This is a genomic window from Shinella fusca (genome assembly GCF_014203155.1).
Lineage (GTDB): Bacteria > Pseudomonadota > Alphaproteobacteria > Rhizobiales > Rhizobiaceae > Shinella > Shinella fusca.
This window is the reverse complement of record NZ_JACHIK010000005.1, coordinates 209763-217779: the sequence shown is the minus strand read 5'-3', so window position 1 is coordinate 217779 and position 8017 is coordinate 209763. Positions and strand designations below refer to the sequence as shown.

The following is an 8017-nucleotide window of genomic DNA, read 5'->3' as shown; positions in this document are numbered from 1 at the left end:
CCCCGTCGGCGCCCTGAGCGTCATTGCTCTTGACGTCGACCGTAACCGGCTTGTTCTCGTCACCGGCCACCTGCGTGGCGCTGTCGTTCACCGCCGTCGGAACGTCATCGACGATCTGGACGTTGAAGGAGCCGGGCGCGGTGTCGTTGTCGCTGTCAGTGACCGTGAAGGCGACGTTGGAGAGGGTGAAGGTGTTCTCACCATTCGCCGCGAGATGCTTGACCTCCTCGGCCAGCGTCACCTGGTAGGTGTAGGTCACCGCGCCGGCGGTCGTCGGGCCGGACGCGGCGGTGATGGCGATGGTCACGACCGTTATGCCACCCACCGAGCCTGTCAGCGTGCGGCCGTTGGACGACAGCGCCCAGGTCACATGTCCGCCAAGGGCGTCGAGCTGGCCATCCAGCCCCGTCGTCAGCAGCTTGATCGCATTCAGCGGGGTGCCCGGCACGTCGTGGCCATAGCCGACCGTGATCGTGCCCGTGTAGGAGGCGCTTCCCGTCGAGGCCATTTCGCCCGGACGCAGCGGGTTACCATCCGCGTTCGCACCGGTCAGCCCGTCCTCGTCGACCACTGCGACCGGGTTGTTGACCGTCACGAGCGGTGTCGAATCCTGCGCCAGCGTGATCGTCACCGTCGCCGTCGAGGTGTCACCGTCGCCATCCTTGATCGTGTAATCGAAGGTGACGGTGCCCTGCTCGCCCGCACCGGGCGTGTAGGTGAACGTGCCGTTGCCGTTGTAGACCAGCGAGCCGGCCGCCGGGTTGGAGCCGTTCATCGGTGTCGTGCTGGTCACCGAGCCGGACGGGATGTTATCCCAATCGACCCCGTCGGCGCCCTGAGCGTCATTGCTCTTGACGTCGACCGTAACCGGCTTGTTCTCGTCACCGGCCACCTGCGTGGCGCTGTCGTTCACCGCCGTCGGGCCGTCGTCGTCGAAGGAGAGGAACGATGAGTCCTTGCCGATCAACGGCACCTTGGACGTATGGGTAACGGTGTCGTTGTCGCCATCCGTCGCCGTCACGGACAGTTGAAGGCTGATGCCCTGATTGTCTTTCATGAGAAGCGAAATCGCCTCGTCGTAAAGGCTCGTATTGCCATGGGCGATCGGCAGGAACTGATCGACCACGATCTTCGGGTTCGCCGGGTCGCTCGTGTTCAGCGAGATGCGGAAGGCGACATAGTCATCGGCCTTGCCTGTCGGGTTGTGTCCGATCTTCCCAATGATCTGGCCGTTCTCGATGCTCAGCCAGACGGTTCTGCCTGCCTCGGACGTTCCTGCAAGGTCACCCGAGGCGGTGACGACGAGCTTGGTCTCGGCTGGCTGCCCGGACTGGTTGGACGTCCAGACGAAGCTGTAGCTCGAGGAAAGCGGGTTGTTTGCCGCCGCTCCGTCGGCGCCGTATTCGACCGCCGACGTCGTGAAGAGGTTGGCCACGGCATTGGATGCCGTTTCCAGATGGCCGATCTGCTTCGTCGATGTGGTGTCGGTCGTGTACGTCACCGTCTTGTTGGAGGTGTCGTCCAGCACGCCGTTCGGCGCACCATCGTTCGATTCGCCTTCGCCGGGTTTATAGGCGTCGGGCGCCCGCTCGACCGTCTCGTCGAGATTGAGCTTGATCGCCTTAAGCGTGTCCTCTCCGTTCGCGCTCACCGTGAAGCTCGGGCCGTCGTCGCGGAAGCTGATGTTGCCGGAGATGTCGACGGAGGCCGTGTCCTTGTCGCCGTCGCCGTCCGTGACGGTGACGATCGCCCGGACGGTGCCGTCCGCAAGCGAGATCATGTCGTTGGCGTTGTTGCTATTGAGGTTATGCTGCAGCGACAGGTATTCGACAACGGAAACCTGGCCGCTCGCCGAATCGATGGCAAGCGCGATGGCGGCCGGACCATTTTCGCCGCCGACGCGGCCGACAATCAGCGTGTCGGCGCCGTTTTGCAGCGTATAGAGGAAAATTTTCTCGCCCGCCGTGGTCATGAGGCCGGAATAGACCCCGTCACCCTTGAGGCCCAGCGAATAGGTCACCGCCTTCGTGGTGGCAGCGCCATCCGAACCGAAATCCGCGATGTAGTGGATCGCGGCTCCAGGTGCGGTCGCGAAGGCAAGTGGCTTGCCGCCGCGATCCGGGTCGCTGCCGGGGTTGAGACCATCAACGGGGTCACCGTTAACCTTGGTGAAGGCCTGCAACGGGCCGTCCACGTCATCTTTCTGATTGCCGATCGTTTCGTCCGCGGTCACGCCGTAGCCCTTCCAGACGAGCGTGATCTCGGGACCGTCGTCCTGGAAGCGGATTGCGCCGCCGATATCCGCGGATTTGCTGTCCGTATCACCGTCGAAGTCCGTGATCGTGACGGTGGCCTGTATCTTGCCGGCGGCCAGGGAAATCTCGTCGTCCGAATCGGCGGCATTGCCATGCGCCAGCGACATGTACTGGACCACGGACACGACGCCGGTGGCCGGATCGATGTGAATGGCGAATGCGGCCGGGTCCGCGCCCGGAGCGCCGTCGTCATACCGGCCGACGATCAGGTCGCCTTCCTTCTGCAGGTAGATCGCACGATGATCCGTCGTCTCGACGCCGGAATCGACCTTGTCGCCCCCGGCAGCCGGGATCAATGTCAGCGAGAACACCTTCGCGCCGCTCGCCGCCGCGCCGTCGGCGCCATAGTCGGCTGTCACGGAGAATGCAGGGCCGCTGCTGCGGGCGTAGCCGAGGACAGATCCCAGCACGTCGGGGTCGTTGCCCGGATTGGCGACATTGTTGAAGACCGGCGTGTAGAGGATATCGTCGGCGTCGCCGTAAATGGGGAAGCCCTTGCTCTGCGGCAGCGGGCTTTCGTCATGTGTGACGCCGAAATTCGCGCTCGGCGTGATGCTGACTGTCGGGCCGGCATCTTTAAAGCCGATATTGTCGCCGAGGTCGGTCGAGACCGGCGCCGTCACTGTGTCGCCGTCGCCGTCGGTTACCGTCGCGGTTGCGGAGAGCGTCACCTTGTCGTTACCGAGGAAGGTAAGGTCGCTGCCCTTGGCATGATCGATCTGATGGTACTGCGTCAGCGTGACGTGGCCGGTCCCGGCATCCACGTGAATGCGCAGGACGTTGCCGTAGCCCTCCGCCTTACCCACGACATCGCCGCCGTCCAGCTCAAGCGTGATCGCCTTGCCATGGATCGTCAGACCGGACTCCGGGCTGTCGACCGTCAGCTTGTAGCCCGACACGGTAACGGAACCGTTTTCGTCCGCGCCGTAGGTCTCCTTGACCGCACTACGGAACGCCTGCGCGAATGTAGCGCCGAGGTCTTCCTCCGCCGTGCTTTCGGCGCCGTTAACCGTTTCCGCGTCCTTCGTCACGAGTTGGATGCCGCTATCGTCCACATCGCCGACCTCAACGCTCGGCCCGTCATCCCTGAACGAGAAGAACCCGCCGTTGCCGAGTTCGATCCCTTCAGAATCGCTGTCGCCGTCGCCGTCGGTAATGGTCGCCACCAATTGCAGCGACGCGCCCTCGGTGTGCAGTTCCAGGCTCACCTTGTCATTGGGATCGTTCGGGCGTTCCGGATGCCAGATAGCATTCTTTTGTTCGAGTATTACCGTGTTGTGCTCGTCGAGGGTAATGGTGAAGTACGTCTTGCCGTTCACCGAACCGGTGATGGTGTCACCGTCCTGCGTCAGCATGATCTCGGCACCCTTCGCACCGTCCTCGCCATGCGCGAACAGGCCGGAGCCGACCGATCCACCCGAAAGCACCAGCTTGTAGCCAACCGATCCCTCAAGGTCGGCACCGAAATGGAAGCTGCCTTCCGGGAACAGCGCGTGCGCCTCGAACGTCGCGACCTTACCGAGAACCGTCTCGTCCACCTCGGCAGACGGAACCACCTCAGACTCTCTCAGCACGACTTCCGGCTTGTCGTCCACGATGTCGATGCGCAGGCTTGCCGAGGCGCTGAGGCCGCCCCTGTCCGTGATGGTCAGGGTGAAGATGTCCTTGTCCTGTTCGATATCCGGCGATTTGTCGCCGTTGGTGCTGTGGAAGGCCTCCTTCAGCGTGTAGCTGTAGGTCGCTTGCCCCGTGGCGGCGTCGAAGCTGAGGATCTTCATTTCACCATAGGCGCCCTGGATCACCAGCCCCTCAAGGGCAGCGAGCGAATAGGGCGTGCCGTTGATGGTGACGCTGGCGATGTCGCTGAGGCCATCCGGGTCGGAAATGGTGAAGGTGCCCGTCGCCCGGGAGAGGTCGATCCCTTCCTGCGGGTTCTGCTCGCCACCCTCGCTGAGCGACATCATGCCGCCGGGAGACCACCGTGCCGATCCGTTCGGCAGATAGGATTCGTAAACGGTTTGATCGCTGAGCGCGATGCCGCCGGCACTGCCGCTGGCATTGCCGTCAAGGCTGATGGACGGCCCGCTGTTGGTAAAGGCCGGCAGCAGGATTTCTTCCTCCAGCGTGCCGAACTGCAGCGCCGTCGGGGGCAGGAGGTCGATCGCCGGGCCAGCGTCGCCGATGCCGGGGACGGCTTCGGAGAAGTTGCCGCCGGCACTGGAGTTACCAGCTGCCGATGCTGTCAGCGTGCCGTCCGGGCCGGCCGCGACGTTGATGTTACTCGCCTCGAGCGCGGCGACCAGGGCTTCCTGCGGAATCTCGACATCGTCGATGACGAAGGTGGGAACGTGCAGGGCGGCGTGCTCGATGACGATGCGGCTGCCGTCCGGCTGGACGAGAATGAGATTGTCGCCGTCGATCTCGACCTGTTCGATGGAGGTGCCCGCGGGCAGCTTGACGATATTGTCTTCAATCGCGACGGTGTGGACGCCCTGCTGTCCCACGGCTGCAGGATTCTGCTGCGTCTCGGCCTGCGCCAGGTGCTGAACCTCAAACCCTGTTGCTTCGCCAGGGAACGCCACCGGGCGCTCGCCATCTTCAAGCGAAACGTTGGAAACGTACGAATTCTCGATAAAGCCCTCGGTGGTCATAGCCAAACCCCTTCTACAATAGCGTTAGTCAAGCCACGGATTTTTTGGCCAATCAATAGCGCGGCATCGAGTGCCATATATCGGGCTATATAGCCCGACCGGCTTTTTTACGATTGGTTAACTTATGCCGCCGCATTCACAACTCCATGCGCTACTGAAGTCTCGCCGCGCCAGCCTGCAGCCAACTGCCCATCGCGGGGTAGTCGCCTGATCTGAGGGCTTGGTTCAAAAGTAAGCGCTGGGTGAACACCCGAGCGATCGGCGGAACATGGCGGAAAAGGCACTCGGGCTATTGTAGCCACATTCAAAAGCGACATCGAGGACGCTCCTGCCTTCGGCCAGCATCGCCAAGGCAGCGAGCATTCGGGCTTGTTGGCGCCAGTGCCCGAAACTCACGCCGGTTTCACGCTTGAACAGCCGCATGAAGGTCGCTCGGCTCATGTGGAGTAAGGCGGCGGCGCCTTCAACGGAGAGGGTTTCCGTCAGATCGTTACGCAAGCGCTCGCAGATCTGCGCCAGCCCGGGATGCTTCGGCGTCGGCAGATTGAGTGGCTGCGCTGGCTGGAAAGAAAGCTCCATCAGAAGCAACCTGACGACGGCGTCCGTCCTGTCCCGGCTTCCGGGGTTCTCGGCAAGGTCGGCGAGCTTCAGGATCAATTCCCGCAGGAGAGGCGTGATCGCCACGACGAGGCATTCGTCGGGAAGTCCTCGCATTTCGCGGGTGTCGATCAGAAGCGACCGGAATTTCACGCCCGCATGGCTCGACGTTTCGTGATCGAGCCTCGGCGGAAGCCAGACGGCCCGGCTTGGCGGGACGACCCAGGTGCCCTGATCCGTCTTGATCGATACGACCCCGCTGACCGCATAGAGAAGCTGAGCCTGTTCGTGACTGTGCCTCGGGCCCGAAAAGCGGTGTCCGTCATGCGCGATGACGGCGATTTCGTCCGTAATGCTCACACCGTTCTTCAAGACTGATCCTTTCGCGACGATCAATGATCGTTCGGCGTTAGAATGTCAATTTCGCGGTAGCTAAGGTAGGCCATTCGCCAGCAGGAAGTTCTCGTCAGGTGTCCGCCCGCAATCGCCCCATTGACCGCATCGACGTGCCGCATTCCGCGGCATTCGGCGTTGTCGTTGCGCGCGTGGCCCAACCGCTTCCCTCTTCGGTGATTTCCCTTGCGCTGCGACTTACCGGCGGTCGTCGGGCCTGACGGCTTCCCGGCGACCGTAGTCGGCCGTGCCGAATCCCTCACGCAACGCATCGCAACGGATCACACCATGTTGACCAATCCTGAAATCAAGTATCGTCCTTTCGTTTCTCCCATCGAGTTGCACGATCGCAAGTGGCCGTCCAACCGGCTCACGAAAGCGCCCCGCTGGCTGTCCACCGATCTGCGCGACGGCAATCAGGCGCTTGCCGATCCGATGGATGTCGAACGCAAGCTGCGCTTCTACGACATGCTGCTCGCCGTCGGCTTCAAGGAAATCGAGATCGCCTTCCCATCGGCGTCGCAGACCGAATTCGACTTCGTGCGTGCCCTGATCGAAGACGACCGGATTCCTGACGACGTGACGATCCAGGTGCTCACCCAATCCCGCAGGGATCTGATTGCCCGCACCTTTGAATCGCTGGAGGGGACGCGACAGGCGATCGTCCATCTCTACAACGCAACGGCTCCGCTGTTCCGCCGCGTCGTCTTCGGAATGGAGCGGCATGAGATCGTCGATCTGGCCGTCACCGGCGTCACCGCGATGCTGGAGGAAAGCCTGAAGCGGCCTGAAACCGACTGGACCTTCGAATATTCGCCGGAGACCTTCTGCTTCACGGAGCCTGATTTCGCGCTCGAGATTTGCGAACGGGTGCTGGACGTCTGGCAGCCGACACCCGAACGCCCCGCGATCCTCAACCTGCCGGCGACGGTCGAGGTGGCGACCCCGAATGTCTATGCCGACCAGATCGAGTGGTTCTGCCGCAATATCTCGCGCCGCGATGCGGTGGTCATCAGCGTTCATCCGCACAACGACCGGGGAACGGCCGTGGCAGCGGCCGAGCAGGCATTGCTTGCCGGTGCGGATCGCGTCGAGGGTTGCCTGTTCGGCAATGGCGAGCGGACCGGCAATGTCGATCTCGTGACGCTGGCCTTGAACTTCTACACGCAGGGGATCGATCCGAAGCTCTATTTCCCGGCGATCCGTGACGTCGTGAAGACCGTCGAGCATTGCAACGGATTGCCCGTGCATCCGCGCCATCCCTATGCCGGCGAACTCGTGCACACCGCCTTTTCCGGCTCGCATCAGGACGCGATCCGAAAGGGGTTCACCGCCCACGGGCAGCGCAACGACGGCATGTGGGAGATGCCCTATCTGCCGGTCGATCCGGCAGATATCGGCGAGACCTATGAGGCGGTCATTCGCGTCAACAGCCAGTCCGGCAAGGGCGGTATCGCCTGGGTGGTCGAACGGGACAAGGGCCTGAAACTGCCGCGGCCGCTCCAGATCGATCTCAGCCGTCGTGTCCAGGCGTTCGCTGACGGCAGCGGCAAGGAAATCACGGCCGCGATGATCTGGTCGATCTTCGAAGAGGCTTACCATCTGACCGGCCCGCAGGAGTTCGAGCTGCTCGGCTATCACGATGGACGTTCGCGAAAAGCCGGGAACCAGCGCGTCTTTTCCGGACGCATCCGCCACAAAGGCCGCGAGATCGCGATCACGGGTCGCGGCAACGGTCTGATCTCCAGCGCCGTCTCTGCACTGGAAGAAGGCTGTGGTGTCGCGCTCGACGTGGTCGACTATCACGAACATGCCCTGAAACGCGGCACGGATTCCCAGGCCGTCGCCTATCTCGAATGCCGCACTCGCGACGGCCGCAAGATTTTCGGCGTTGGTATCGACGAGGATATCGCCACGGCTTCGGTCAAGGCCGTACTCAGCGCCGCCAGCAACGGCTGAGCTGCCTTTACGGCCAGGCTTTCGGGCCTGGCCGTAATCTGCCTGTCGGATTCTCTTCGCCAAGGAGAAACCCTGACGGGCTCCACCCAATCATTTGCCGGT

3 protein-coding genes are annotated in these 8017 nt (G+C 62.7%); 1 reads left to right on the top strand and 2 read right to left on the bottom strand.

Annotated elements, in window-relative coordinates:
* Together HNQ66_RS10100 and HNQ66_RS10095 are read right to left on the bottom strand one after the other, a co-directional pair.
* On the bottom strand, positions 1-4966 hold a 4966-nt coding region (locus HNQ66_RS10100), incomplete at its 3' end, for a DUF5801 repeats-in-toxin domain-containing protein (RefSeq protein WP_184143709.1).
* Between the two features lie 225 nt (positions 4967-5191).
* Positions 5192-5935, bottom strand: a complete 744-nt coding sequence (locus HNQ66_RS10095) for an AraC family transcriptional regulator (protein WP_184143707.1) — start codon at positions 5933-5935, stop codon at positions 5192-5194.
* 309 nt (positions 5936-6244) lie between these two features.
* Here HNQ66_RS10095 and leuA point away from each other — a divergent pair, with 309 nt between their 5' ends.
* Complete coding sequence (leuA, locus tag HNQ66_RS10090) at positions 6245-7915, top strand: 2-isopropylmalate synthase (RefSeq protein ID WP_184143858.1); 1671 nt, start codon at positions 6245-6247, stop codon at positions 7913-7915.
* The last annotated feature ends 102 nt before the right edge of the window (positions 7916-8017 follow it).